Genomic DNA, 25,650 nt, shown 5'->3' with positions numbered 1-25,650 from the left:
GGCGGCCCGGGGGAATGCCGAAGGCCCGGAGACGGTGATCGTCTCCGGGCCTTCGGGCCGGGTGGTGGGCGATACTGGGATCGAACCAGTGACCCCTTCGGTGTGAACGAAGTGCTCTCCCGCTGAGCTAATCGCCCCGGCGCACCGCAAACATTACCCCATGTCAGCGGTGGTCCCGCACCATCCGTGGGTCACTCGTCGATCTTCCACGGCATGACGAAGCCGAACTTCCAGAGATAGATGCCGCAGAGCACGGCGACGATCACCAGGCCGATGGTCGTGAGCATGATGTTCCGGCGCCGGACCTTCGGGTCCAGGGCGCGCTGGGCCGCCTCGGTGACCTTGCGCTTGGTCCAGCGCAGGACGAGCTGCGCCCAGACGAACTCGGTCGCCCAGATCGCCATGCCGGCGAAGATGACCAGCCAGCCCGGGCCGGGCAGGACCAGCATCAGGACGCCGGCACCGACGACGGCGAGGCCGACGACGAAGACGCCGACCTGCCAGCTCAGGTGCAGGGTCCGGCGGGCCTTGATGAAGGCGGGCGCCCGGGAGCCCAGCTCGGACTCGGCCTCCTTGCCCGCGCCGTCGGCCGCTTCGACCCCAGCGGCCCCGTCGGCCCCCTTGGCCCCCTCAGGCCCTGCGGCCTCGGGCTTCTCCGGCACACGTTCCCCGTTCACGGCGGACTCCCCCGTGCGCTCGTCACTCTCCGCGTTCATGGCCCCAACCTACCGGACCGCCCGACCCGGCCGGAATGGCGGTATTACCCAAAGTTACACGCGTCCATACGAGCTACCTGAACGATCACAAAACAGACAGAGGGGTTTACAACGGCACCGTAGGTGGCATGTCGATTTCGCCGACGTGCGAATCCCCGAGCGCACACTGAGCGAAAGGCCCTGGCGCTTATGAACACCACGGTCAGCTGCGAGCTGCACCTGCGCCTCGTTGTGTCGAGCGAGTCCTCACTGCCTGTACCCGCGGGCCTGCGGTATGACACGGCCGATCCGTATGCCGTGCACGCCACCTTCCACACCGGAGCCGAGGAGACGGTCGAGTGGGTCTTCGCCCGCGACCTTCTCGCCGAGGGGCTGCACCGGCCCACCGGCACGGGCGACGTCCGCGTCTGGCCATCCCGTAGCCACGGCCAGGGAGTCGTCTGCATCGCGTTGAGCTCTCCCGAAGGCGAAGCCCTGCTCGAGGCCCCGGCGAGGGCCCTGGAGTCGTTCCTGAAGCGGACCGACGCCGCGGTGCCACCGGGCACCGAGCACCGGCACTTCGATCTCGACACGGAGCTCTCCCACATCCTGGCGGACAGCTGAGCCAGGCCGAGAGCCGCACGGCGCCGTCCGACTCGGGGAGACGGCGCCGCGCGGGCAGTCGCATACGCAGGGCTTCGGCGCCCCGCACCGCGCAGCCGGCGTGGTGCGGGGCGCCGATGCCCGTTTCCGGGTCGCGCTAGAGTCAGCGCAATTCGCGGGCGCCCGCCCGCAGCCGGCCAGGGAGCGAAGCGTGCTCATCCCCCACGACACCCGGATCGCGCTCGACACCGTCGTCGATCTGATGAACACCGCCCCCCAGGGCGACCGCGAGGACGAACTGGACGACATCCCGGCGCTGCGGAGCTTCGTCCGCGACCACAAGATCAGCGACGTGGGCGAGCTGGGAGCCGGGGACCTGCGGGCCGTGCGCGAGGTGCGCGACCGCTTCACCGCCGTCTTCTCCGCGCCGGACGCCCGGATCGCGGCCTCCCTGATCAACCAGCTGGTCGCCTCCGCGGGCACGACCCCGCAGCTCACCGACCACGACGGCTACGACTGGCACGTCCACTACTTCGCGCCGGGCGCCACCGTCTCCGACCACCTGGCCGCCGACTGCGGCATGGCGCTCGCCTTCATCCTCGTGGCCGGCGAGCAGGAACGGCTGCGCCGCTGCGAGGCGCCGGACTGCGGCCGGGCCTTCGTCGACCTCTCCCGCAACCGCTCCCGCCGCTACTGCGACAGCCGGACCTGCGGAAACCGTCTCCACGTCGCGGCCTACCGGGCCCGCCGCAAGGAGGCCGCGGGCTGAGCCCGGTGGCACCCGGCCGCGCCGCCGCCCGCCTCACAGCAGGTAGAGATCGTGCAGGGCGGCCATCAGCAGCAGCGCTCCGATCACCGCGAGGAAGATCATCAGCGGTGGCTGGGAGAGCGCGAAGAGACAGCCGCGCGGCTCGTCCGGGGCGTTCGCCGGGGGCGTGGGGGCGGGGGCGGTGTCCCGCGAGGTATCCAGCATCGGGGGGATGATCGCGCACCGCCGACCCCAAGATCGCGTAAAACGCCCCGCGACGGCGCGCGTTCACTCCATCCCGTGGCGGCCGGGATCGAGAAGCGGCGAGAAGCGCCGGGAACGGCCAGAAGCGGTCAGCTCACCGTCTGATCCCGGTCATATTCGGATGCCACCCCGCGCCGCCGGTCGTGCGCCGCCGGGTGCCGTCATATGCCGTGCTTCTTCAGGATCGCCTCGATGTCGCTGAAGTCCTCCTCGGGCGCCTTCGCGGGCTTGGCGGCCTGCGGCTGCGGGGCCGCAGCGCGCCGGGAGCCGAGCGAGGGGGCGGACGCCTTCGGGGCCACGGCGCTCGGGGTCTCCCCCGCACCGGTCTCCGGGCGCCCGGCCCGGCGCCGCTCGACCGCCCGCGTGGTCGAGAAGAGCAGCCAGGCGGCTCCGAGCACCCCGAACCCGGCCCAGGCCGTCGGGCTGAACGCGGTGCTCGCGAGCCAGCCCACGGCACCGGTCATCACCAGGCCCAGCGGCACCAGCGCGTAGGCGGCGATCCGGGCCGCCGACGCGAACCGCTTGCGGTACGCCGTGACCGCGGCGATGCCGAGGCCCGCCACGGACACCGCGGAGCAGATGGTCTCGGCGAGCATGTGTTCCTCCAGATCCCGGTCGATACGTCCCTTCCATCCTGCACCGCCGAAGGCCCTCCCGGCCATGCCCCGGGCCCCGGATCAGGGAGATCTCCGGGTCGTCCCCCAGGGTGGGGCGGATGGGAGACTCTTCCCATGAGTGAGTCCACCACCCCCGCCTCCCCCGTCGTCCTGGAGGCATGGTTCGACCTGCAGTGCCCCGACTGCTTCAAGGCGCTCGACGACGTGCGGGCCCTGCGCGAGAAGTACGGCGACCGCGTCGACGTACAGCTGCGGCACTTCCCGCTGGCCAAGCACAAGCACGCCTACGCCGCCGCCCAGGCCGCCGAGGAGGCCACCGACCAGGGCAAGGGCTGGGAGTACACCGAGGCGCTGCTCGCCAGGGCCGAGGAGCTCGGCGAGCGCGGCGAGCCGGTCCTGCTGGAGATCGCGGCCGAACTGGGCCTGGACGCCGAGGAGTTCGACACCGCCCTGATCGACGGCCGGCACCTGCTGACGGTCGACGCCGACGAGGCCGAGGGCAAGGCGATCAAGGTCACCGGCACCCCGACCTACGTCATCGGCGGCGAGCGGCTCGACGGCGGCCAGAGCCAGGACGGCCTGCGCGAGCGCGTCGAGGAGATCGCCGACCGCCTCCTGAAGGACTGACCCCCCGCCCCCGAACCCTCCCTAGTGCAGCGTCTTGGCGCTGTTGACGTGGGTCGTGCGGTAGCCCAGCGACTCGTAGAGCCGGATCGCCGGGGTGTTGCCCGCGAAGACGTGCAGTCCGAGCAGGCGCTCCCCGGCCGCCAGCGACAGGCGCTCCGCCAGGAGCATCAGCCCGCGGCCGTGCCCCTCGCCCCGGTGCCCCTCGGCGACCTCGATCTCGAAGACGTACGCGGCGCGCTCCCCGCGCTCCAGCTCGATCCCGCCGGTCCACAGATACCCCAGGACCTCGCCGTCCCGGACCGCGACGACCACCGAGACGCCCGGCGTCGCCAGGCCCTGCGGCAGGAACCTGCGGCGGCTGTCCTCGGCCTTGGCCAGGGCCAGCTCCTCCGGCATCCCCCGGTCGATCCAGCTCTGCGCGAAGCCCGCCAGGGACCGCGCCTGCCACTCCTCGAACTCCGGCTCGGTGACCGGCCGGAAGGCGAAGCCGCGCGGCAGCTCCGGCATCCCGGCGTCGAGATCCTTGATCATGTTCCGGCCGCGCTCGGTGTACCCGAGCGCGTCCGCCATCCGCCGCGCGGGCGCGGCCCCGGCCGGCACCGAGATCCGCACCTCGCCGCAGCCCCAGCCGCGCAGCACCTCCTCGGAGGCGAGCGCCGCCACCGTCCCCCGGCCCCTGCCGCGGTCCGGCTCGTCGACCCGGAGGTCCTCGATCACGCCCACGGCGCCGCGGAAGGCTGTGTCGGTGGCCAGCCGGACGGAGCCGACCCGGCGGCTGTTCACGCAGATGTCGTAGCCGCGCGAACGGCCGCCGTCGGCGGACTGCTGGAGCGGCTCGGACGGCCGCAGGGTGGTGGTCATCACGGCATTTCTACCCACCGGACGGCCGCCCGTCATCCCTCGGGCCCGCCGGTCCTAACCGAGCCGCGGATCGCGGTCCTGGGCCGCCCGCTCGTCGAAGACCCGCATGGCCTTGGCGGTGACCGGGCCCGGCGCCCCGGGCAGCTCCCGGTCGTCCACCCGGTGCACGGCCTGGACGTCGCGCAGGGTCGAGGTCAGGAAGACCTCCTCGGCGCTCTCCAGCACGTCCAGCGGCAGGTCGGTCTCCACCGCCCCGGTCCACTCCACGGCCAGCGCGCGCGTGATGCCCGCGAGGCAGCCGGAGGAGACCGGCGGGGTGTGCACCCGCCCGTCGAGGACCACGAACACGTTGGAGCCGGTGCCCTCGCAGAGCTGCCCGACGGTGTTCGCGAACAGCGCCTCCGAGGCGCCCCGCTCCCGCGCCCGCGCGAGCGCGACGACGTTCTCCGCGTACGAGGTGGTCTTGAGGCCCGTCAGCGCGCCGCGCTCGTTGCGCGTCCAGGGGACGGTGATCACCGCGGTGGAGTCCGGGCGCCGGCTCGTCCCGCCGAGCGCCACGACCAGGCTCGGACCCGCGTCGCCGCGCTCCGAGCCGAGCGGGGACAGCCCGCCGGTGTACGTGATGCGGAGCCGGCCGAGCTCCATCGGGTTCGCCTCCAGGACCGCGGCGCAGGCCCGGCGGACCTCGTCGAGGTCCGGGTCGGGCAGCCCGAGGCCGCGGGCGGAGCGGGTGAGCCGCTCCAGGTGGAGGGTGAGAGCAAACGTTTCACCACGTTCGGCCTTCACCGTCTCGAAGATGCCGTCGCCCACGGTCAGACCGTGGTCCAGGACGGACACCCGCGCGGCCTGGGCATCGTGCAGTCCGCCGTTGACCCAGAGTTTCATCGAGAAATGGCCCTTCCGCTCGCCTCGTACGCGCCCGACGCTATCGCGACCAGCCGCGCGGCCTTCAGCTCGGTCTCCGCCCACTCGCCCTCCGGGTCCGAACCCCAGGTGATGCCGGCCCCCGTGCCGAAGCGCAGCACGCCCTCGGCCCGGTCGATCCAGAAGGTGCGTATGCCGACCGCGAGCTCGGCGGTGCCCGCGTCCGCGTCCACCCAGCCGACACCCCCGCAGTAGGGGCCGCGCGGGGCGGTCTCCAGCTCCTCGATGATCCGCAGCGCGCTCGACTTCGGCGCGCCCGTGACCGAACCGGGCGGGAAGGAGGCGGCCAGCAGCTCCGGCCAGCCCGCGTCCTCGCGCAGCAGCCCGCCGACGGTGGAGACCAGGTGCACGAGACCGGGGTGCTCCTCGACCGCGCACAGGGCGGGGACGCTCACGCTGCCGGTCTCGCAGACCCGTCCCAGGTCGTTGCGGACCAGGTCGACGATCATCACGTTCTCCGCGAAGTCCTTCGGGAGCAGGTCCTCCGCCGTCCGGCCGGTGCCCTTGATCGGCCCCGAGGTCACCCGGGCGCCCTCGCGGCGCAGATAGAGCTCGGGGGACGCGGTGGCGATCTCCACGCCGTGCGCGGGCAGCCGGATCGTCCCCGCGTACGGGGCCGGGTTGCCGCGCGCGAGGAGCGCGGTCAGCGCGTCCACGTCCGCGAGGGCCGGGTCGGGCAGCGGCGCGGACATCACCCGGCAGAGGTTCGCCTGATACACCTCCCCGCGCGCGATGTGCTCGCGCACCCGGCGCACACCCGCCGTGTACGCGGCGCGGTCGAGCGAGGACGTCCAGTCGCCGGCCGCCGGACCGCGCCAGGCGCCGGGGACGGGCGCGGGGACCGGGTCCGGCCGCACGTCGCCGAAGCGGGCGCAGGTGAGACGGCCCTCGAAGTCCGCGCAGACGGCCCAGAAACCGGAGGAGTCCAGGGCCTCGGGGTCACGGGTGACGTCCCGCAGGTCGGTGGCTAGGAGGCCGCCGAAGCGGGCCATGGGAGCGAGGGGGTGCACGCTTGCGAGTCTAGGCGGGCGGGGGCGGGGTCCCCTCGCGCGCGAGGGGAGGGGGCGGGCGGGGGGGGATGGGCGGGGGGCGTGGCGCGGGCGCGCCCGGCGCGAGGTGCGCGCGGGCGGGTGCTCGGTGCCACTCCGGGGGCACGTGGAGTGAACGGCTCGCGAACGCTCCCTGGTCCCTCGCCGGGGGCGCAGGTCAGCACGCTGCGGAAACGCGTTTTTGTACTGGCCCAGGAATCCGCTAGAGTTCAACACGTCGCCGGGACGCGCAAGCGAAACGGAAACGACAAGCGGACGTGGCTCAGTTGGTAGAGCATCACCTTGCCAAGGTGAGGGTCGCGAGTTCGAATCTCGTCGTCCGCTCGATGTGGGGGATCTTCCCGAACCCCTGTATTCACTCCTGGTGGAGTGGCCGAGAGGCGAGGCAACGGCCTGCAAAGCCGTCTACACGGGTTCAAATCCCGTCTCCACCTCCAAGGACGATTAGCTCAGCGGGAGAGCGCTTCCCTGACACGGAAGAGGTCACTGGTTCAATCCCAGTATCGTCCACTGGACCCTAGGGTCCTGGGTCTTCGGATCCCCCGCGCGATTAGCTCAGCGGGAGAGCGCTTCCCTGACACGGAAGAGGTCACTGGTTCAATCCCAGTATCGCGCACGCAGCACCACTGGTCCTGAATCGTCCTGTACGATTCTGACCGTCCCGCGCGATTAGCTCAGCGGGAGAGCGCTTCCCTGACACGGAAGAGGTCACTGGTTCAATCCCAGTATCGCGCACCACCGGAAGCCCCCGTCCGCAGCTCGCGGACGGGGGCTTCTTCGTGCGGTCCCTCCAGGTCAGGAGGAGAACAGCATCCGGCCGAAGCCCCGGTGGTGGCCGCCGTGGTGGCCGTGGCCGCCGTGGTGACCGCCGTGCTGCGGAGCGCCCCACGCCGGAGCCGCGGGCTGCGCCGGGTACGCCTGCGGCGGCGGCGCCTGCTGCACCCACTGCGACTCCAGACGGGTCAGCGCCTCCAGCTCGCCGTAGTCCAGGAATATGCCCCGGCAGCCGCTGCACTGCTCGATCTGGACGCCGTTGCGGTTGTACGTGTGCATGGGCGCGTGGCACTTGGGACACTGCATGTTCGGCTCAACTCCCTGCCGTTCGGATGGTGCTCTCACCCTACGGGGACGCCTACGGAGCCAACTCGGTTCGGAGCGAGGCGATTCGGGCGCAGATGTCCACCATCACCTCCTCCACCTCGTCCAGCGCACGGCCCGCCGCCGTCGACTTGGCCAGCGCCAGCGCCGCCGTCTGCACCGTCAGGGCCCGCGCCGGGACGTCCAGGCGCGGCCACGGGTCACCTGCCTCCGTGGCCGGGCCGCCCGCCCCCTCGTACGCGCCCAGGAAACGCGACCACACCTCCGGCGGCAGCAGGCCCGCCGCGAACCAGGCCGCCGGGCGGGCCAGGTCCCACGCCGGATCGCCCGCCCCCAGGTCGTCCACGTCGATCAGGAGCCAGTCCGGGGAGCGGACCAGTTGACCCAGGTGGAAGTCGCCGTGGCAGAGGGACGGGGGGTTCGCATCGCCGCGCCCGCCGAAGGCGCCGCCAGCGTCCGGGGTCTCCGTGACCGTCCGCCACGCTCGCAGGACCGTGCCCGTGCCCGGGTGGTCCGGCGCCGCCCGGCGCATCCGCTCCACCGCCAGCTCCGCCTTCAGCGGCGCCCGCATCCCCGGCAGGCCGCTCGGCGGCGGGGTCCGGTGCAGCCGGGCCAGCAGGCGGCCGGCCTCCTCCCACGGGGCGGCCTCCGGGTGCTCCGGGTCCACCGGGGTCCCGTACGGCCAGGCCGTCAGTGTGCGTCCGCCGGGGGGCGGCGGGGGCGTGTCCGGGAGGGGCTGGAGTAGTACCTCCGCCAGTTCCGGCAGGGACGCCGTCGCCACCCGTGCGGCCAGTGCCCGCGGGTCGGCGTCCGGCGCGTGCGACTTCAGGACCAGGTGCCCATGGCGTACGACCGTGCCGTCGTCCCGGTCCGCCAGCACCCCCACCGGGCACCGGCAGGCCGCCGGCTCCCCCGGATGCGCCGCGTCCCGCGCTAGGGCGTGGAGCCGTCGTATGTCCCTCTCCTCCATGGGGAGGAGCCTAAAGGTGTGCCCGGAAAGCGCGAGGGCCGGTCAGCTCCCCAGCTGACCGGCCACACGCTGCCGTCCGCCGCACCCCCGTCCCCACGGGGTTTCCGGCCGGATGTCCCCGACCCGGGCCGCTCACCCGGGTCCGGAGCGCCGCTCAGCGCCCCAGCATCACGCCCACGGACGACGCCTGAGTGACCACCGCGTCCCAGCCGCCGAAGACGACCACGAGCAGGGCCGCGAGAGGGAGGACCATGGCGGTCGCCACCAGCGGGTGACGGCGGCCGGAAGGGCGGGTGGTGACCCGCGGGGCCGAAAGCGCCATGGTTCCTCTCCTGTCGTGTCTGACGCGGCGGGTGCGGTGACCTCGGGGGACGAGTGCTGCACCCGCCGCTTGACCTCAACACTAGGCAGCCGGGACGCCCCCGGCGTCATGCCCGCGTACCGACTTCCGGGCCTCCGGGAGGATGACGCCCCTCCGCTCGGCGTACTCCCCTGGGTGGAGACGCCTCCTCCCGGCTCGGGGTCTTCCCCGAGGGGTCGCGTGACCTCCCTCACGTCCCGCGGCGGGGGCTCGGGGCGTTTGCCGGGCTTCTTTCAACTGGGTTGGTGGGGTGGGGTGTTGGGTCCCCTCTTTGCTGACCCGCGCTCAAGTGTGCGTCTCAGCACTGACAATCGATGCCGCCCCGAGGGCGCGGCCTGTGAGCGCGCCGGGGCGGGGGTACGTAAGCTGTGCCACGTCGAACGGACGAGGGGACGGACATGGCGATGATGCGGCTCCGGCGCGAGGACCCGCGGATCGTCGGGTCGTTCCGGCTCCACCGCAGGCTCGGGGCCGGCGGGATGGGAGTCGTCTATCTGGGGTCCGACCGGCGCGGACAGCGGGTGGCGCTCAAGGTCATCCGGCCCGACCTGGCCGAGGACCAGGAGTTCCGGTCGCGGTTCGCCCGCGAGGTGTCCGCCGCCCGGCGCATCCGCGGCGGCTGCACCGCCCGGCTCGTCGCCGCCGACCTGGAGGCCGAGCGGCCCTGGTTCGCCACCCAGTACGTCCCCGGGCCCTCCCTGCACGACCGGGTCGCCGAAGAAGGCTCGCTGCGGGCCGCCGACGTCGCCGCGATCGGGGCCGCGCTCTCCGAAGGGCTCGTCGCCGTCCACGAGGCCGGGGTCGTCCACCGCGACCTCAAGCCCTCCAACATCCTGCTGTCGCCCAAGGGCCCCCGCATCATCGACTTCGGGATCGCCTGGGCCACCGGAGCCAGCACCCTCACCCACGTCGGCACCGCCGTCGGCTCCCCCGGCTTCCTCGCGCCCGAGCAGGTGCGCGGGGCCGCCGTCACCCCCGCCACCGACGTCTTCTCGCTCGGCGCCACCCTCGCGTACGCCGCCATGGGCGACTCCCCCTTCGGGCACGGCAGCTCCGAGGTCATGCTCTACCGGGTCGTCCACGAGGAGCCCCAGCTCCACGGCGTCCCCGACGCCCTCGCCCCGCTCGTCCGCGCCTGCCTCGCGAAGGACCCGGAGGAACGTCCCAGCACCCTCCAGCTCTCCATGCGGCTCAAGGAGATCGCCGCCCGCGAGGCCCAGGGACTGCCCGCCGCCCCCCGGCCGCCGGGGCAGCGGGATCGTGAGAGGGAGAGAGATCGGGAGCGGGGGGGCGAGAGGGAGCGTGAGCGGGGGGACGAGCGGGCTTCCGCCCGGCCCGGGGCCGTGCGGCCCACCGAGCGGTACACCGAGCGGACCGCCGAGCGCCACGCCGACCGGCCCACCGAGCGGTCCACCGGCACGCAGGGGCGCGGCGCCGCTCCCCGGCCCTCTTCCTCCCGCGCGGGAGCCCCGCACTCCCGGCCCGGCACCCGGCCCGGGGCACGCGGCACCTCCACCGGGCGGCGGCCCGCCAACCCCCGGCTGCTGCGTCAGCGGCTCTTCGTCTTCGTCGTCGTGACGCTGGTCGTCGCGCTCGGGATCGCCGCCGCGCAGGCCCTCCAGGGGTGAGGCGCGGCCGGCGGGGGGCGCGTGGGCGCCTCGGTCCCTACTGCGGCCTGCCGCTCGTCACCGCGTAGAACGCCACCGCCGCCGCCGCGCCCACGTTCAGCGAGTCCACCCCGTGCGCCATCGGGATGCGGACCCACTCGTCCGCCGCGCGCAGCGCCTGCGTCGACAGGCCCTCGCCCTCCGCGCCCAGCATCAGCGCCACCCGGTCCAGGCGGTGCGGCGCCGCCTCGTCGATCGACGTGGCCCGGTCCGCCGGCGTCAGCGCCAGCAGCTTGAAGCCCGCCTCCCGTACCGCCTCCAGGCCCCTCGGCCAGGTCTCCAGACGCGCGTACGGGACCGAGAACACCGCCCCCATCGACACCTTCACCGAGCGGCGGTACAACGGGTCCGCGCAGTCCGGCGACAGCAGCACCGCGTCCATCCCCAGCGCCGCGGCGCTCCGGAAGATCGCGCCGATGTTGGTGTGGTCGTTCACCGACTCCATCACCGCGACCCGGCGGGCCGTGCTCAGGAGCTCCGTCGCGTCCGGCAGCGGCTTGCGCTGCATCGACGCCAGCGCGCCCCGGTGCACGTGGTAGCCCGTCACGCGCTCGGCGAGGTCCGGCTGCACCGCGTACACCGGCGCCGGGACCTCGTCGATCACGTCCCGCATGACGTCGACCCACTTCGCGGACAGCAGCATCGACCGCATCTCGTACCCCGCCTGCTTGGCACGGCGGATGACCTTCTCGCCCTCCGCGATGAACAGGCCCTCCGCGGGCTCGCGTCTACGGCGGAGCTCCACGTCGGTCAGCCCGGTGTAATCGCTCAGGCGGGGGTCGTCGGGGTCGTCGATCGTGATGAGTTCGGCCACGGGGTGATACTGCCTTGTCCGGGGTGTGGTGCCAATTGTTCGGGGTGCGCGGGGTGTGCGCGGTGCTACCGCTTGTCCGGGGACTCCTTCACGACGTCGCCGATCACGATCACCGCCGGCGGGCGGACCTCCTCGGTCCGTACCCTCTCCGCCACCGTCGCCAGCGTCGCGTCCACGCGTCGCTGCGTCGCCGTCGTGCCCTCCTGGACCAGCGCCAGCGGGGTGTCCGGCGACTTGCCGTGCGCGACCAGCGCCTCGGCGATCTTTCCGATCTTGTCGACGCCCATGAGGATCACCAGGGTCCCGGTGAGCTTCGCCAGCGACGCCCAGTCCACCAGCGAGCGCGGGTCGTCCGGCGCCACATGGCCGCTGACCACCGTGAACTCGTGCGCCACGCCCCGGTGCGTCACCGGGATGCCCGCCGCTCCCGGCACCGAGATCGAGCTGGAGATGCCCGGCACCACCGTGCAGGCGATGCCCTCGGCGGCCAGCGCCTGGGCCTCCTCCATGCCCCGGCCGAAGACGAACGGGTCGCCGCCCTTGAGGCGGACGACCGACTTGCCGGCCTTCGCGTGCTCGATCAGCGCGTTGTTGATGGCCTCCTGGGCCATGAAACGGCCGTACGGGATCTTCGCCGCGTCTATGACCTCGACGTGCGGCGGCAGCTCGTTCAGGAGGTCGCGGGGGCCGAGCCGGTCCGCGATCACCACGTCGGCCTCCGCGAGGAGGCGGCGGCCGCGCACCGTGATGAGGTCCGGGTCGCCCGGGCCGCCGCCTACCAGGGCGACGAAGGGGGTACGGGCGCGGTGGGTCGGCGCCGCGATCGAGCCGTCGCGCAGGCCCTCCACGATCGCGTCCCGGACGGCGGCGGAGCGGCGCGGGTCGTGGCCCGTCAGGACGGCCACGGTCACGCCCTCGCTGCGGCCGGTGGCCGGGGTCCAGGCGGTGGCCGCCTCGGCGTCGTCCGAACGGACGCACCAGGTCCTGGTGCGCTCCGCCTCCGCCGAGATCGCGGCGTTCGCCTCCGGGTCCGTGGTGGCGACCAGCGCGTACCAGGTGTCGGCGAGGTCGCCGTCCTGGTAGCGGCGCTTGGTCCAGGTGATCTCGCCTGCCTCCGCCATCGCCTCTACCGACGGGGTCGCGGAGGGCGAGATCAGTGTGACGGCTGCGCCTGCCGCGATCAGTGCCGGGAGCCTGCGCTGCGCCACCTGGCCGCCGCCGAATACGACGACGCGGCGGCCCGAAAGGCGCAGTCCGACGGGGTAGGCGGGGTGCTCGGCGGGGGCGGCTTGCTCGGCCATGTGCGGGCGGCTCCTCGGAGGTCGGTGCGTGCGTACCCACGATATCGGTGACCAGAGCTTGTCACGCTGTGACGGATGTCCTGCGGGTGGTGGGCAGGTGACGTGGGGGCCGCGCAGGGGGCCGCGTTCGGGACTGCATGATTTACGGCACGGAGCGGCGACAGGGAGCGTGCGGGCGCTTGTTCCGCGCCACAAATCACGCTTGACGTCCCGAACGCGGCCCCCTGCGCGGCCCCCACTCCCCTGGGTGGGTCCGCCCGGGCCCGTCGCCCGTTCCGTGAGGGTGGGCGAGCGGGCGACGGGCGTGCTTCGTCTTTACTTCTCCGTCACGCCTGCCGAGTCGAACGTCGCCACCTCGTGCATGGCGCGCGCCGCGCTCTGCACCAGCGGGAGCGCCAGCAGCGCGCCCGTGCCCTCGCCCAGGCGCAGGTCCAGGTCGACCAGGGGGCGCAGGCCCAGCTTGTTCAGGGCCGCCACGTGGCCCGGCTCCGCGCTGCGGTGGCCCGCGATGCACGCCGCCAGCGACTCGGGCGCGATGGCCCGCGCGACCAGGGCCGCGGCCCCGGTGGAGACGCCGTCCAGGATCACCGGGGTACGGAGCGACGCCGCGCCCAGGATCAGGCCGACCAGCGCCGCGTGCTCCAGGCCGCCGACCGCCGCCAGGACCCCGATCGGGTCCGCCGGGTCCGGCTCGTGGAGGTCCAGGGCGCGGCGGACCACGTCCACCTTGCGGGCGTGCATCTCGTCGTTGATGCCTGTGCCGCGGCCGGTGACCTCGACCGGGTCCACGCCCGTGTACACCGAGATCAGCGCGGCGGACGCGGTCGTGTTCGCGATGCCCATCTCGCCGGTGAGCAGCGCCTTGTTCCCCGCCGCCACCAGGTCACGGGCCGTCTCGATGCCCACCTCGATCGCGGCGATCGTCTCCTCGTGGGTCATCGCCTGGCCGATCGTGAAGTCGGCCGTGCCGGGGCGGACCTTGCGCGGCAGCAGGCCCGGCGTCGCCGGCAGCTCGCTCGCCACGCCCACGTCGATCACGCAGACCTCGGCGCCCACCTGGTTCGCGAACGCGTTGCAGACCGCGCCGCCGCCGAGGAAGTTCGCGACCATCTGGCCGGTCACCTCCTGGGGCCAGGCCGTGACCCCCTGCGCGTGCACGCCGTGGTCGCCCGCGAAGATCGCGACCGCGGCCGGCTCCGGGATCGGCGGCGGGCAGGTGCGGGAGAGGCCCGAGAGCTGGGCGGAGAGGATCTCCAGCATGCCCAGCGCCCCGGCGGGCTTCGTCATGCGCTTCTGGCGCTCCCACGCCTCGCCCAGCGCCTTCGCGTCGAGCGGGCGGATGTTCGCGACCGTCTCCTGGAGCAGGTCGTGCGGCTCCTCGCCGGGCAGGGCGCGGCGGCCGTACGTCTCCTCGTGGACGACCCAGGACAGCGGGCGGCGCTTGGACCAGCCCGCCTGCATCAGCTCCGGCTCCTCGGGGAACTCGTCGACGTAGCCGACGCAGAGGTACGCCACCACTTCGAGGTGCTCGGGCAGGCCGAGGGCGCGGACCATCTCACGCTCGTCGAAGAAGCTGACCCAGCCGACGCCGAGGCCCTCGGCGCGGGCGGCGAGCCACAGGTTCTCCACGGCCAGGGCCGAGGAGTACGGGGCCATCTGCGGCTGCGTGTAGCGGCCGAGGGTGTGCCGGCCGCCGCGCGTCGGGTCTGCCGTCACCACGATGTTCACCGGGGTGTCGAGGATCGCCTCGATCTTCAGTTCCTTGAACTGCTTCGCCCGGCCCTTGGGCAGCGACTTGGCGTACGCCTCGCGCTGGCGGGCGGCCAGTTCGTGCATCGTGCGGCGCGTCTCGGCGCTGCGGATGACGACGAAGTCCCAGGGCTGCGAGTGGCCGACGCTGGGCGCCGTGTGGGCCGCCTCCAGGACGCGGAGCAGCACCTCGTGCGGGATCGGGTCGGGGCGGAAGCCGTTGCGGATGTCGCGCCGCTCCCGCATCACCCTCAGGACAGCCTCCCGCTCCGCCTCGTCATAGCCGGGGGCCGGGGGGGTGGGGTGGGTGGGGGGCGCCTCAGCGTCTAGGGGTGACTGGGGCGAGTCGGTGGGCTGGGGGGAGTGGGCGGGCTCGCCCTGCTCGGGAGTCTCCGTGGGTTCCGGGGACTCCGGCATCTTCGGGGCTTCCGCGAGTGCCTGGGGCTCCTCCTGCTGCGCCTCCGGCGTCGGCTGCTCTTCCTGGAGCTGGGCCGGGGGCTCCTCCGTCGGCTGGGCCGGGAGTTCCGCCGCGGGCTGCTCCTGCTCCTGCGCCTGGGGCGCGAGGTCCGCCGGGAGGTCCTGCGGGGTCTCGGCCGGGAGTTCCTCCACGGGCTGGGCCGGGGCCTCCGCCGCGGGCTCCGGCTGGGGGGCTTCCGGGGACTGGACCGGGAGGTCCGGCGTCTCCTGCTGCTCCGGGAGCTCGGGCGCGAGGTCCGCCGCGGGCTGGGCCGGGAGCTCTTCCAGGGGCTGGGCCGGGGCCTCCGCCGCGGGCTCCTCGGCGGGCTGCGGCTGGAGGGGCTCCGGGGCCTGCTCGGCGGGCGCCTCCACGGCCGGGGCCTGGGGCTCTTCCGGGGCCTGCGCCGCGGGCTGCTCCTCCGGGGCCGGGGCCTGGGGCTCCTCCGGGGTCGGCTGCTGCTCCTGGGGCTCGGCGGGCTCCGGCGCGGCCTGGGGCTGCTCGGGGGCCGGCGTCGGCTCCGGGTGCTGCGGCTCCTGGGCCGCGACCGGCTCCGGGTCGCGCGGGGCGGGGACCGCGGGGTCCTCCTGCGCGGGCACGGGCACCCCGGCCGGGGGCGTGGGGGCCAGGTGCGGGGTGGTCGGGACGGTGCCCTCGACCGGGACGAACCGGGCGACCGGAGGGACGACCGTTTCTGCGGGGGCGACCTCGGGCTGCGCGGTCCACGGCACGGCGCCCTGCGGGGCGGTCTGCTGGTCCTGCGGGATGTCCAGGTACTCGGGGCCGGCCGTCGGCGGGCCCGGGGTGCGGACCGGCATCGGGGCGGGCGTCGTCGCGGCGACCGGGACCGGCACGGGCTGCGGGGCCGGGGCGGCGGGGCCGCGGTCGGCGAGGGAGCGGACCGCGGGGCCGGTGCCCTCGGGGACCGGCGGGCCCATGTGCAGCGGGCGGCGGGCCGGCGGCGGGGTCGGGGCGGTGACCGGCGGGGACACCCGGACACCGCCGAGGTCGACGGAGCCGGTGTCGCGGCCGGCCGCCTCGTGGGCGCCGGTGTCGAGGACGCCGGGCTCGTACCCGTACTCGGGGAGCGGGGGCAGCGGCACGCCCTGCGGCGGCGTCGAGGTGACCTGGTCCAGCGGGGCCGTCAGCGGGTCGACGAGCTGCTCGGGCTGCGGCATCGGGGCGGGCACGGCGACCGGCGGGGCGGGCTGGACGCCCGGCTGGAGCTCGCTCCAGGCGCCCTGGGCGCCCGGCATCAGGAGAATCTCGTCGTCCTCGGCTGCGTGCTCGGAGGGGTCCAGGAAGGTGTACGCGCCCGGGGCGGGGACGCCCGGCTGCTCGACCATGCCTGCGTTCTCCGGCAGCCCCTCGCCCGGGATCTGGCCGGTGTCCGTCATGCTGCGTACCCCTCGCCCATCGGTTGTGCTCCTTCAGACCTTCGCCCGCCCAACAAGAACGAGCGTGCGCGCCGTGCGGCACGAAGGACGCGCGGTCACCCATGCATTGTCCCGGCCCTGCGCCATCCTGGCAGGCGGATCCGGCACGGTTCGCTGTGGACTGCGCCACTTCGCGCGGCCCGTACCACAGCGGGGGCCAAAGCGGCCCCCGGTTCGGGACATTGGCGAACAAAACGCCGAACATCCCGGTGCGGTACAACAATCGGCCAGCCTACCTTCCCCGACGGGCCCCGCGATCACGGGGAGCGGTGGGTCCGGCTGCCGCTGAGGAGGAAGACGACGGTCCGCTCGCGTTCGGTCCAGTCGGCCGGGTCGAGGTCCACGGTCTGGAGGAGGCGGCACTCCACGGTGTAGCCGCCGTCGGCGAGGGCGGCGCCGATGGCCTCGGCCTCGTCACGGGTGGTGGCGTGGGCGACGATCCGCTCGGGCCTGCGGTCGGTGCAGGCGGTGACGACGGGCACTCCCCCGCCGCCGATGCGGACGACGTCGGGTTCGGGCAGGCGTTCCAGGACGTGCGGGGCGGGCCCGGGGACGGTCTGGAGCAGGACACCGGCGCGGCGGGCGGCGGCCTCGGTGCGGGCGCAGGCCGCCGGGTCGGCGTCGACGGCGATGACGGCGGCGCCGAAGCGGGCGGCCTCGACGGCGAAGGCGCCGTCGGCGCAGCCGATGTCCCAGACGAGGTCGCCGGTGCGGGGGCCGAGCCGGGCGAGCTGCGCGGCGCGCAGGGACGGGTCCTGTCCGGCGCGCCCGCCGGTCTCCTCGCCGGGCAGTCCCCAGCCGCGTACGGCGGGGGTGTCGTCGCCCATGAGCCAGGCCCCGGCTCGGCCGGGCGCGGGGGCGGGGGTGCCGCCGATGACGATGACGACGTTGGGGTCGCGCCAGACGTGGTCGGCGGCCCTGTCGGAGGTGAGGACGCTGACCTGTTCCCGGGCGGTGCCGAGCTCCTCGCAGATGACGAAGGTGCGGTGGACGCCGTCGAGGAGGAGGGCGAGTTCGGCGGGTCCGGCGCCGGGCGAGGTGAGGACGGCGACCTTGGGGTGGGCGCGGCAGACGTTGACGGCGCGGCGCAGGGTGCGCTCGTGGGCGACGACGATCCGGGCGTCGTCCCAGGGCATTCCGGCGCGGGCGAAGGCGGCGGCGACGGAGGAGACGGCGGGGACGACCTCGACTTCGAGGCCGTGTTCGGGGGCGCGCAGGGTGCGGACGACGCCGAAGAAGCCGGGGTCTCCGTCGGCGAGGACCACGGCGGTGCCGCGGTGGCCGGCGATCCGGCGGGCGGCGAGGTCGACGCTGCCGAGGCGGACGCGTTCGGCCCGGGGCGGCACCTCGTCGAGGGCGAGGTGGTGCGCGGCGCCGGCCACGAGGGTGGCGGCGGCGAGGGCGGACCTGGCCGCCGCGGTGAGGGGCGAGCCGTCCCAGCCGATCACCGTGACCCGGTCGGCCATCTGTCTGTGTCTCCCTGGTGTGCGGGTCGGGGGGTGGATCAGCCTACCCGCGCGGTCAGCTCCAGTCGGCGTACGCGGAGTAGCCCGCGTCGGCGAGCTGGTCGGCGACGCCGTCGAGGTCTTCGGGGAGGAGGCCCCAGACGATGAAGTCGGTGCGCAGGTCGGTCCAGGTGCCGTCCTCGGTGCGGGTGCGCGCTATGCAGGCGTTGCGCAGGACGCCCTCGCTGATGCAGCCGATCTTCTGGGCGACCTGCTGGGAGGCGGTGTTGTCGGCGGCGGTGCGCAGTTCGAGGCGTTCGAACTTCTGGTCGCCGAAGAGCCACTGGGCGGTGGCGAGGGCGGCTTCGGAGGCGTAGCCCTCGCCGCGGGCCCAGGGGGCGACGATGTAGGAGATCTCGCTGCTGCGGACGCGCCAGTCGGTCTTGGTCAGCTGGATGACGCCGACGAGGCGCTGGGTGAGGAACTCGGTGACGGCGAGGTCGATGCCGCGGCCCGAGGCGCGTTCGGCGGGCGCGTGTTCGGTGATCCAGGCGAGGGCCGCCGCCTCGGTGTAGGGCTGGGGCACCGCGGTCCAGGCGCCGACGAGTTCGTCGTTCATCATCTCGGCGAGGGCGGGGGCGTCCTCGACTTCGAGCGCGCGCAGCACCAACCGGTCCGTGCTGATGGAGATGGACGGGAAGGTAGTCATGCGCAGCTCCATACGTGAATGACGTGAACGCACAGCATGGCGCATGGGGCGGGCGGCGCGCATACGCGGGTGAGCCGAAGGCCCCGCGCGCCGGACGGGGCGCGCGGGGCCTTCGGGGTGGGGCGGTTTCGCGAGGGCTACTTGGCGGGGGCGCCGAAGGCCGGGATGACCGAGCCCTTGTAGGTGTCCTCGATGTACTTCTTCACCTCGGGCGAGTTGAGGAGCTTGGCGAGCTTCTGCACGCGGGCGTCCTTCTCGTTGCCCTCCTTGACGGCGAGGAAGTTGGCGTACGGGTTGCCGTCGGCCTTCTCCAGGGCGAGGGAGTCCTTGGCGGGCTCCAGCTTGGCCTCGATGGCGTAGTTGCCGTTGATGACGGCGGCGTCGACGTCGTTCAGGGCGCGGGGCACGGTGGCGGCCTCCAGCTCCTTGAACTCCAGGCCCTTCTTGTCGGTGATGTCGGAGAGCTTGGCGTCGGTGCCGATGCCCGGCTTGAGGGTGATGAGCCCGTTGTCGGCGAGCAGGTGGAGGGCGCGGCCCTCGTTGGTGGTGTCGTTGGGGACGGCGATGGTCTGGCCGGCCTTGATGTCCTTGAGGGACTTGACGTTCTTGGAGTAGAGGCCCAGCGGCTCCAGGTGGACGTTGACCACCGGGACGATGTGGGTGTTGTTCTTCTTGTTGAAGTCGTCGAGGTACGGCTTGTGCTGGAAGAAGTTGGCGTCGACCTGGCCGGACTCGGTGGCGGTGTTCGGCAGGACGTAGTCCGTGAACTCCTTCACCTCCAGCTTCAGGCCCTCCTTGGCGGCGAGCTTGTCCTTGACGAAGTTGAGGATGTCGGCGTGCGGCGTCGGGGACGCGGCGACGACGAGGGGCTTGTCCGCGGCTCCGGCGGCGTCCTTGGCGGTGGACGGGTCGGAGGAGGTGCCGCAGGCGGTGAGGCCCAGGGCGAGGGCGGCGGTGGCGGCGATGCCCGCGGTGAGCTTGATGTTGGTGCGCACGAAGAGTGCCTCTTTCCGGTGGAGCGGTGGACGCCTGGACAACGAGTCCTGGCTTTTTCTTCGGGTGACGAAGTCGGTGGGCCCGGCGGCGGGTTACGCGGTGCGGCCGCGGCGGGCGAGGAGGCGGACGACGCCGTCTCCGATGAGCTGGACGACGGTGACGACGGCGACCAGGACGACGACGGTGACGAGCATGAAGGTGGTGTCGAAGCGCTGGTATCCGTAGGTCACGGCCTTGGAGCCGAGTCCTTCGCCGCCGACCGCGCCGGCCATCGCGGAGTAGCCGATGAGCACGATGACGGTGGTGGTGACGCCGGAGACCAGGGACGGCAGGGCCTGCGGGAGCAGGACCTTGCGGACGATGGTGGGGATGCCGCCGCCCATGGCCTGGACGGCTTCGACGAGTCCGTGGTCGACCTCGCGGATGGAGGTCTCGACGAGCCGGGCGAAGAAGGGGATGGCGCCGATGGCGAGCGGCACGATCATCGCGGTGGGGCCGATGAAGGTGCCGACGACGAAGGTGGTGAAGGGGATGAGGGCGATCAGCAGGATGATGAAGGGCAGCGAGCGGCCCACGTTCACGATCGCGCCGACGATCTTGTTGACGGGCCGGTTCTGCAGCAGTCCGCCCTTGTCGGTGAGGACGAGGAGGATGCCGAGGGGGAGGCCGCCGAGGATGGTGACGACGGTGGCCCACAGGACCATGTAGAGGGTGTCGATGGTGCCCTGCTGGAGCAGCGGCTGCATCTCGGACCAGGTCACTTGGCACCTTCCTTCACCAGGGCGGGCGTCCGCGCGGGGGCGGGCTCGGCGGGGGCGGCGTGGTCCGCGTGGTCGACGGGTTCGACCTGGAGGCCCTGTTCGCGGAGGAAGCCGATCGGGACGACGTTGTCCTCGTAGCGTCCGGGCAGTTCGATCCGCATCCGGCCGATCTGCCGGCCGCCGACGGTGTCCATCGCGGCGCCGAGGATCGAGATGTCGATGTTGTACGTGCGGGAGAGCTGCGAGATGACCGGCTGGGTCGCGGTCTCGCCGTGGAAGGTGACGTCCACGACCGTGCGGTCGGGGGCGCTGGCGTTGCCGCTGACGGGGAAGAGTTCGGCGGCGAGCTGGGAGCCGGGGGTGGCGAGCAGTTCGCCGACGGTGCCGGACTCGACGATGCGGCCCCGCTGCATCAGCGCGGCGGAGTCGCAGATGGTCTTGACGACGTCCATCTCGTGCGTGATGAGCAGGACGGTGAGGCCGAGCTGCCGGTTGAGGTCGCGCAGGAGCTGGAGGATGGAGCGGGTGGTCTCCGGGTCGAGGGCGCTGGTGGCCTCGTCGGAGAGGAGGACCTTGGGTTCGCCGGCGAGGGCGCGGGCGATGCCGACGCGCTGCTTCTGGCCGCCGGAGAGCTGGCCGGGGTAGGACTTGGCCTTGTCGGCGAGGCCGACCAGGTCGAGGAGTTCGAGGGCGCGGCGGGAGCGTTCGGCGCCGGAGACGCCGAGGATCTCCAGCGGGAGCTCGATGTTGTCCTTGACGGTGCGCGAGGACAGCAGGTTGAAGTGCTGGAAGACCATGCCGATGCTGCTGCGGGCGCGGCGCAGGTCCTTGCCGGCGCGGCGGCTCCTGCCGGCGAGGGCGGTGAGGTCGACGCCGTCGACGGTCACGGTGCCGGAGGTGGGGCGCTCCAGCAGGTTGACGCAGCGGATGAGGGAGGACTTGCCGGCGCCGCTCTGGCCGATCACGCCGAAGACCTCGCCCTCGCGGACGTGCAGGTCGACGCCGTCCAGGGCGGTGACCTGGCGGCCTCTCGACTCGTAGACCTTGGTCAGGCCCGAAGTGGTGATCACAGGGTTTCCGTCACTGTCGAGTGCGCGGCGCGGGGTCCGCCGTGCACGGGGCATACGTCGTTCGGACAGTCAGGCGCAGGCGGTCGCCGTCGCGGCGGGTGGCCGGGAGCGGCGCGTGCGCGGGGCGGCACGGTCCGGCGCACGCGGGGCGTGGCGGAACGGCTGGCCGTCGGGGCTCGCTTCGGGGCACGAGTCTCGGTCGGGGGCCCTCAGATGGCGCACATTCGACACATACAACGAGCACCGGGCGTCGTGTTCGCCTCGGTCGCAAGGGTGCGGCTGCTCGTCGTGGTCATGTCTGCAAGTAAACCATGCAAACGTGCGAACGAAAGGGGACTGTCCGCATAGCGGACAGTCCTGAGATGACATGCGGACGGTACGGACGGCTCAGCGGCCGGCGGTGATCTCCACTCCGCCCTCGGTGGCCTGCGCGGATACCTCGGACAGATCGGTCACCACGGCGTCCGCGTCGAGCTCGGAGCGCTCGTGCGTTGTGGCCAAGGCCACGGTCCGCATCCCCGCGGCGCGGCCGGCGGCCAGTCCGGCGGGGGCGTCCTCGAAGACCACGCAGCGGGCCGGGTCGACACCCAGCTTCGCGGCTGCGAGCAGGAACGGCTCCGGATCGGGCTTGCCCCGGGTGATGTCGTCGGCGGCGATCAGCAGCGGCGCCTCGATGCCCGCGGCGCGCAGCCGCGCCTCGCCGAGCCGCCGGGTCGCGGAGGTGACGACGGCCCAGCGCCCCGCGGGCAGGGCGGCGAGCAGCTCCCTGGTGCCGGGGAGCACCTCGACGCCGTGGGCGACGTCCTCGACCTCCAGGTCCTCGATGCGGGCGAGGGCCTCGGCGACCCGGTCGGCGGGCAGCAGGTCGGCGACGATCTCCGCGGCGGGACGGCCGTGCAGCTCGACCCGCGCGAAGTCCTCGGCGGTCAGCCCCTGCTCCACCGCCCACCGGTGCCAGCAGCGGGCCACGGAGTCCAGGGAGGAGACGAGGGTTCCGTCGTTGTCGAACAAGAGGGCTTCGGCGTGCGTCTTCATACGGATCGACCCTACGGCGGCGGGGGGCGCGCGCATCGGGCCATTCGGCCCGTAATACCCTCGGGCCCATGCTTGACGCCCTCACGGTCGTGGTCTCGGCGGCCGCGCTCGCGCTCGCCGCCTGGTGCGGCTTCGCCTTCACCCGGAACCAGCCCACCAAGGACTGGCACTTCATCGGCATGGCCGTGGTCACCGTCCTCGCCCTGGTGCAGCTGATCGTCGGGATCGTGCAGCTGGCCCGCGGCGAGAAGGCGGAAGAGGGCACGACGATCTTCATCGCCTATCTGCTGGGCGCGCTGTGCGCGGTGCCCGCGGCGGGCCTGATGTCGCTGACCGAGCGGAGCAAGTGGGGCTCGGCGACGGTGGCGGCCGGAGCGGTCGTCCTCGCCGTGCTGGAAGTGCGTCTCTACGACATCTGGACGGTGGGCTGATCATGACCGCGACCGAAACCCGGGACGAGGGCACCCGCCGGCTGGTCAAGGGCCCCGGGATGCTGCTCGTCTGGCTGTACGGCGTGATGTCGGTGGGCGCGGTCTCGCGCTCGATCTACCAGATCGCCACCGAGTTCGACCGGGCCCCGCTGGCGTACTCCCTGTCGGCGGTCGCCGCCGTCGTCTACGCCTTCATCACGTACACCCTGGTACGGGGCGGGGAGACGGCCCGCAGGGCGGCGCTGGTGTGCTGCGTCGCCGAGCTGGTGGGAGTGCTGACCGTGGGCACCTGGACGCTGGTCGAGCCCTCGGCCTTCCCGGACGCGACGGTCTGGTCGGACTACGGCTACGGCTACATCTTCATCCCGGTGCTGCTGCCGCTGACCGGCATCTGGTGGCTGCGGCGGTCCCGGGCGGCCGGCTGACCGGCCCGGTCCCGGCGGCGCGCGGCGGCTAGGCCGCCTTCTCCAGCGTGACGAGGGTGAGGCTCGGGCCGACCTCGCGGGTGCCGACCTGGGCGTAGCCCTTGCTGCGGTACAGGCGCAGGTTGCCCTCGCTGCGGTGGCCGGTGAAGAGCTGGTAGCGCTTGGCGGCGGGCGCCGGCTCCTCGGCGTAGTGCCCCTCGATCGCGTCCAGCAGCCGGCCGCCGAGGCCGTGGCGCTGGAGGCGGGGGTGCACGATGAGCTTGGCGATGCGCACGGTGCCGTCCTCGTCGAGCCGGCCGCGCACGGAGGCGACGATCTCGTCGCCGAGGCGGGCCACGAACGCCTTGCCCTCGGCGAGTTCGGCCCGCAGGGCGTCGAGCGACTGGGTCAGCGGCTCGATCGACCAGTCCTGGTAGATCTCGGCCTCGCGCTGATAGCAGAGGTACTGCAGCTTGAGGATGTGCTCCGCGTCCTGCGCGTCTGCCGCTGAGATGGTCACGCTCATGCCCATCGGTGGGGCCTCCCGCTCACCTGGTCCGCCGTCGGTCTACGGCACCCTTCCCCGTACGCCGGGGAGGGGAACCTCCGCAGCCAGCATTCTGCGCAGGCATCCCAGGCAACGGGAACGTGTCGGGCCCAGACTCCCCTGTGAGATACCCAACGTTCCTGCGATCTCACGGTACGTGGGGTCCGCGGGATCGAGCATCGCGGCGAGCACCCGGGGGCAGGGGCCCGGGGTGCGGCTGACGGCGTCGCGGATGCCGCGGCGGTGTTCGGCGCCCAGCACGGAGCCCTCGGGCGACTCCGGCGACCCCGGCTCGCCCCCGGGGCGGTAGCGCAGCTCCCGGGCCGAGGAGCGGCGGGCCCGGCGGGCCTCGGCGCGGACCGCCCGGCGCAGCCAGTCCGCCGGGCGCTCGGGGGCGCCGTCGTCGCGGAGGCGTTCCAGGAGGCGGACCCAGACGGCCTGTTCGAGGTCCCCCGGCTCGACCCCGGCGGCCGGGGCCTCCGCGCGGGACTCGGCGGCGAGCAGCGGGCCGAGGGTGGCGAGCAGGGCTTCGGGAGAGGTCATGCCCGCCACGATGCGGCTCCCGGCGGGCCCGGTTCCGGCGGACCGCGGAATCCACCCGGTCGGGGGTACGGGGCGCGGGGGCACGGTCGGCGCGGGGCGCGCCGGCGGCGCCTCGCACGCCCGTCGCGGTCCGCGTCAGCGGCGGGCCGTGGTGTCCGCGGCGGCCAGCAGGGCGGTGTCGGCGTTGTCGGAGAACAGGCCGTCGATGCCGGTCGCGAAGTACCGCCTCAGCGCGCCGAAGGCGTCCCCGTACGCGTTCGGGTCGGTGCCGCGCCGGTACTCGGCCGGCAGGAAGGCGTTCTCGTTGCGCTGGGTGTACGGGTGGAGGATCAGGCCCCGCGCGTGGGCGTCGCGGACCAGGGTGGTCTCGGCGCCGAGCCGGCCGCTCGCGTCGCGCGGCAGGATCAGGTCGATCGTCGGGCCGATGCCCTGCGCGTACGAGGCGATCCAGCGCAGGCCCTGGGGCGTGACCAGGTCGGCGACGGTGCGCGGGTCGCCGGAGACGACGAAGTCCCAGGGGCGGGTGTTCGCCGCCGAGAGCAGGACCACCCGGGGGCTGTCGACGAGCCGGGCGAGGCGCTGGATGCTGCCGGGCTCGAAGGACTGGAGGAAGACGGGCGAGTTCGCGCGGTGGCGGCCGTAGCGGCGCAGCAGCCGGGCCAGGCGCTCCTCCAGGCCGAGGCCGAGCGCGCGGAAGTAGGTGGGGTGCTTGGTCTCGACGTGCAGCCACACCTCGCGGCCGCGGCGGCGGCCCTCCCGCTCGGCCCACTGGAGGACCTCCTCGAACGTGGGCACGTCCCAGCGCCCGTCGTAGAGGGTGTTCTTCTGCCGGGTGGCCGGAATCCGCTCCTTGGCCCGCAGGGTCTTGAGCTCGGCGAGCGTGAAGTCCTCGGTGAACCAGCCGGTGATCGAGGTGCCGTCGACGCTCTTGGTGGTCTTCCGCGAGGCGAACTCGGGGTGGTCGGCGACGTCGGTGGTGCCGGTGATGTCGTTCTCGTGGCGGCAGACGAGGTGCCCGTCCTTGGTGGGGACCAGGTCCTGCTCGATGACGTGGGCGCCGAGGTCGAGGGCGAGCTGGTAGGAGCCGAAGGTGTGCTCGGGGCGGTAGCCGCTGGCGCCGCGGTGGCCGATGACGGTGGGGAAGGGCAGCGCGCGGTAGCCGCGGCCGTCGCCCCCGTGGCCCCTGCCGCGGTCCGCGCCGGTGGCGCCGGTGTCCGCCGCGACGGCCGACTGCACGGCCTGCGCGGTGCCGCCGCCGAGGACGGCCGAGCCGCCGAGGACCGCGGCGCCGGCCGCGCCGAGGACGGCGCGGCGCGCCGGGATCCTGCTCTCACCCTGTGTCATGCCCACTCCTTCGATGTGATGTCCCGCACCTGTCAAGCGCTGTCCCGACGCTAGGCAGTACGGCCCTACGGGTGGCAGACCTCGGCGGAACATGGCGGAAACACACGTCAACACCGCGTATCCACTC

General features: G+C 73.4%; 27 protein-coding genes and 6 tRNA genes. 11 read left to right on the top strand and 22 right to left on the bottom strand.

From position 1 onward, the window contains the following. Positions 1 to 62: 62 nt before the first annotated feature. Positions 63 to 137: transfer RNA gene (locus AB0C99_RS04175), tRNA-Val, on the bottom strand. Positions 138 to 191: 54 nt separating this feature from the next. Then, complete coding sequence (locus AB0C99_RS04170; protein ID WP_362468960.1) at positions 192 to 716, bottom strand: TIGR02611 family protein; 525 nt, start codon at positions 714 to 716, stop codon at positions 192 to 194. A gap of 189 nt (positions 717 to 905) precedes the next feature. On the opposite strand from AB0C99_RS04170, the gene AB0C99_RS04165 reads away from it, so the two are divergent. Then, entirely contained in the window at positions 906 to 1,319 is a 414-nt protein-coding gene (locus tag AB0C99_RS04165; RefSeq protein WP_015032345.1) for an SsgA family sporulation/cell division regulator, read from the top strand. A gap of 190 nt (positions 1,320 to 1,509) precedes the next feature. Then, positions 1,510 to 2,067, top strand: coding sequence for a CGNR zinc finger domain-containing protein (locus AB0C99_RS04160; protein ID WP_362468958.1), 558 nt, complete (start codon positions 1,510 to 1,512; stop codon positions 2,065 to 2,067). 33 nt (positions 2,068 to 2,100) lie between these two features. On the opposite strand, the gene AB0C99_RS04155 is transcribed toward AB0C99_RS04160, so the two are convergent. Together AB0C99_RS04155 and AB0C99_RS04150 are read right to left on the bottom strand one after the other, a co-directional pair. Next, positions 2,101 to 2,271, bottom strand: a complete 171-nt coding sequence (locus AB0C99_RS04155) for a hypothetical protein (RefSeq protein ID WP_362468956.1) — start codon at positions 2,269 to 2,271, stop codon at positions 2,101 to 2,103. Between the two features lie 200 nt (positions 2,272 to 2,471). Then, positions 2,472 to 2,906: a hypothetical protein gene (locus AB0C99_RS04150; RefSeq protein WP_362468954.1), complete on the bottom strand. Its 435-nt coding sequence runs from the start codon at positions 2,904 to 2,906 to the stop codon at positions 2,472 to 2,474. Positions 2,907 to 3,041: 135 nt separating this feature from the next. Between AB0C99_RS04150 and AB0C99_RS04145 the strand changes: the two genes are divergently transcribed. After that, complete coding sequence (locus AB0C99_RS04145) at positions 3,042 to 3,554, top strand: DsbA family protein (protein WP_362468952.1); 513 nt, start codon at positions 3,042 to 3,044, stop codon at positions 3,552 to 3,554. A gap of 21 nt (positions 3,555 to 3,575) precedes the next feature. Here AB0C99_RS04145 and AB0C99_RS04140 read toward each other — a convergent pair whose 3' ends face one another. The 3 genes from AB0C99_RS04140 to AB0C99_RS04130 are packed head-to-tail and all read right to left on the bottom strand — an operon-like array spanning position 3,576 to position 6,349. Beyond that, complete coding sequence (locus AB0C99_RS04140) at positions 3,576 to 4,415, bottom strand: GNAT family N-acetyltransferase (RefSeq protein WP_362468950.1); 840 nt, start codon at positions 4,413 to 4,415, stop codon at positions 3,576 to 3,578. Between the two features lie 54 nt (positions 4,416 to 4,469). Beyond that, the gene (locus AB0C99_RS04135) at positions 4,470 to 5,300 is read right to left on the bottom strand and encodes an aminodeoxychorismate lyase (protein WP_362468948.1); all 831 of its coding nucleotides are present in this window, start codon (positions 5,298 to 5,300) and stop codon (positions 4,470 to 4,472) included. Further along, positions 5,297 to 6,349 (bottom strand): chorismate-binding protein, encoded by a 1,053-nt coding sequence (locus tag AB0C99_RS04130; protein WP_362468946.1) that lies wholly within the window; start codon positions 6,347 to 6,349, stop codon positions 5,297 to 5,299. Before AB0C99_RS04130 ends, AB0C99_RS04135 begins: the two co-directional genes overlap by 4 nt. 290 nt (positions 6,350 to 6,639) lie before the next feature. Between AB0C99_RS04130 and AB0C99_RS04125 the strand changes: the two genes are divergently transcribed. The 5 genes from AB0C99_RS04125 (at position 6,640) to AB0C99_RS04105 (ending at position 7,126) form a co-directional block, all read left to right on the top strand. Further along, positions 6,640 to 6,712, top strand: a tRNA-Gly gene (locus AB0C99_RS04125). 39 nt (positions 6,713 to 6,751) lie between these two features. Next, positions 6,752 to 6,825, top strand: a tRNA-Cys gene (locus tag AB0C99_RS04120). A gap of 1 nt (position 6,826) precedes the next feature. After that, positions 6,827 to 6,898 (top strand) — tRNA-Val (locus AB0C99_RS04115). A gap of 34 nt (positions 6,899 to 6,932) precedes the next feature. Next, positions 6,933 to 7,004, top strand: a tRNA-Val gene (locus tag AB0C99_RS04110). Between the two features lie 47 nt (positions 7,005 to 7,051). Continuing rightward, positions 7,052 to 7,126, top strand: a tRNA-Val gene (locus AB0C99_RS04105). Positions 7,127 to 7,183: 57 nt separating this feature from the next. Here the strand turns inward: AB0C99_RS04105 and AB0C99_RS04100 are convergent. From AB0C99_RS04100 to AB0C99_RS04090, 3 genes are all read right to left on the bottom strand, one after another. Next, entirely contained in the window at positions 7,184 to 7,468 is a 285-nt protein-coding gene (locus tag AB0C99_RS04100) for a zf-TFIIB domain-containing protein (RefSeq protein WP_362468944.1), read from the bottom strand. 52 nt (positions 7,469 to 7,520) lie between these two features. Next, positions 7,521 to 8,456, bottom strand: a complete 936-nt coding sequence (locus tag AB0C99_RS04095; RefSeq protein WP_362468942.1) for an aminoglycoside phosphotransferase family protein — start codon at positions 8,454 to 8,456, stop codon at positions 7,521 to 7,523. A 154-nt stretch (positions 8,457 to 8,610) separates the two neighbouring features. Continuing rightward, a complete protein-coding gene (locus tag AB0C99_RS04090) occupies positions 8,611 to 8,778 on the bottom strand; it encodes a hypothetical protein (RefSeq protein WP_362468940.1) in 168 nt (55 codons plus the stop codon). A 437-nt stretch (positions 8,779 to 9,215) separates the two neighbouring features. On the opposite strand from AB0C99_RS04090, the gene AB0C99_RS04085 reads away from it, so the two are divergent. Then, a complete protein-coding gene (locus tag AB0C99_RS04085) occupies positions 9,216 to 10,445 on the top strand; it encodes a serine/threonine-protein kinase (protein ID WP_362468938.1) in 1,230 nt (409 codons plus the stop codon). A 37-nt stretch (positions 10,446 to 10,482) separates the two neighbouring features. Here AB0C99_RS04085 and AB0C99_RS04080 read toward each other — a convergent pair whose 3' ends face one another. From AB0C99_RS04080 to AB0C99_RS04040, 9 genes are all read right to left on the bottom strand, one after another. Then, a complete protein-coding gene (locus AB0C99_RS04080) occupies positions 10,483 to 11,298 on the bottom strand; it encodes an RNA methyltransferase (RefSeq protein WP_362468936.1) in 816 nt (271 codons plus the stop codon). A 65-nt stretch (positions 11,299 to 11,363) separates the two neighbouring features. Further along, positions 11,364 to 12,599 (bottom strand): uroporphyrinogen-III C-methyltransferase, encoded by a 1,236-nt coding sequence (cobA, locus tag AB0C99_RS04075; RefSeq protein WP_362468934.1) that lies wholly within the window; start codon positions 12,597 to 12,599, stop codon positions 11,364 to 11,366. Positions 12,600 to 12,914: 315 nt separating this feature from the next. Then, positions 12,915 to 16,199, bottom strand: a complete 3,285-nt coding sequence (cobT, locus tag AB0C99_RS04070) for a nicotinate-nucleotide--dimethylbenzimidazole phosphoribosyltransferase (RefSeq protein ID WP_362468932.1) — start codon at positions 16,197 to 16,199, stop codon at positions 12,915 to 12,917. Between the two features lie 296 nt (positions 16,200 to 16,495). After that, positions 16,496 to 17,704: a precorrin-6y C5,15-methyltransferase (decarboxylating) subunit CbiE gene (gene cbiE / locus AB0C99_RS04065; RefSeq protein WP_362468930.1), complete on the bottom strand. Its 1,209-nt coding sequence runs from the start codon at positions 17,702 to 17,704 to the stop codon at positions 16,496 to 16,498. 55 nt (positions 17,705 to 17,759) lie between these two features. Then, a complete protein-coding gene (locus AB0C99_RS04060; protein WP_362468928.1) occupies positions 17,760 to 18,404 on the bottom strand; it encodes a GNAT family N-acetyltransferase in 645 nt (214 codons plus the stop codon). Positions 18,405 to 18,529: 125 nt separating this feature from the next. Further along, positions 18,530 to 19,387, bottom strand: coding sequence for a MetQ/NlpA family ABC transporter substrate-binding protein (locus tag AB0C99_RS04055; protein WP_362468927.1), 858 nt, complete (start codon positions 19,385 to 19,387; stop codon positions 18,530 to 18,532). 93 nt (positions 19,388 to 19,480) lie between these two features. Next, entirely contained in the window at positions 19,481 to 20,149 is a 669-nt protein-coding gene (locus AB0C99_RS04050) for a methionine ABC transporter permease (RefSeq protein ID WP_362468925.1), read from the bottom strand. Continuing rightward, on the bottom strand, positions 20,146 to 21,219 hold the full coding sequence (locus tag AB0C99_RS04045; protein WP_362468923.1) for an ATP-binding cassette domain-containing protein: 1,074 nt from the start codon (positions 21,217 to 21,219) through the stop codon (positions 20,146 to 20,148). The genes AB0C99_RS04050 and AB0C99_RS04045 overlap by 4 nt, the downstream gene beginning before the upstream one ends. A gap of 387 nt (positions 21,220 to 21,606) precedes the next feature. Further along, complete coding sequence (locus AB0C99_RS04040; protein WP_362468921.1) at positions 21,607 to 22,254, bottom strand: HAD-IA family hydrolase; 648 nt, start codon at positions 22,252 to 22,254, stop codon at positions 21,607 to 21,609. Positions 22,255 to 22,322: 68 nt separating this feature from the next. Here AB0C99_RS04040 and AB0C99_RS04035 point away from each other — a divergent pair, with 68 nt between their 5' ends. Then, on the top strand, positions 22,323 to 22,685 hold the full coding sequence (locus AB0C99_RS04035) for a hypothetical protein (protein ID WP_362468919.1): 363 nt from the start codon (positions 22,323 to 22,325) through the stop codon (positions 22,683 to 22,685). 2 nt (positions 22,686 to 22,687) lie between these two features. Then, on the top strand, positions 22,688 to 23,110 hold the full coding sequence (locus AB0C99_RS04030) for a hypothetical protein (RefSeq protein ID WP_362468917.1): 423 nt from the start codon (positions 22,688 to 22,690) through the stop codon (positions 23,108 to 23,110). Positions 23,111 to 23,138: 28 nt separating this feature from the next. Here AB0C99_RS04030 and AB0C99_RS04025 read toward each other — a convergent pair whose 3' ends face one another. The 3 genes from AB0C99_RS04025 to AB0C99_RS04015 all read right to left on the bottom strand — a co-directional run bounded on the left by AB0C99_RS04025 (position 23,139) and on the right by AB0C99_RS04015 (position 25,523). Beyond that, a complete protein-coding gene (locus tag AB0C99_RS04025; protein ID WP_362468916.1) occupies positions 23,139 to 23,621 on the bottom strand; it encodes a GNAT family N-acetyltransferase in 483 nt (160 codons plus the stop codon). 36 nt (positions 23,622 to 23,657) lie between these two features. Then, positions 23,658 to 24,179, bottom strand: coding sequence for a sigma-70 family RNA polymerase sigma factor (locus AB0C99_RS04020; protein WP_362468914.1), 522 nt, complete (start codon positions 24,177 to 24,179; stop codon positions 23,658 to 23,660). 135 nt (positions 24,180 to 24,314) lie between these two features. Continuing rightward, complete coding sequence (locus tag AB0C99_RS04015; RefSeq protein WP_362468912.1) at positions 24,315 to 25,523, bottom strand: glycerophosphodiester phosphodiesterase; 1,209 nt, start codon at positions 25,521 to 25,523, stop codon at positions 24,315 to 24,317. Positions 25,524 to 25,650 lie beyond the last annotated feature (127 nt).

Source organism: Streptomyces sp. NPDC048659, assembly GCF_040650575.1.
In the GTDB taxonomy this organism is placed as follows: Bacteria; Actinomycetota; Actinomycetes; order Streptomycetales; family Streptomycetaceae; genus Streptomyces.
This window is presented reverse-complemented; position numbering and strand designations above follow the sequence as displayed.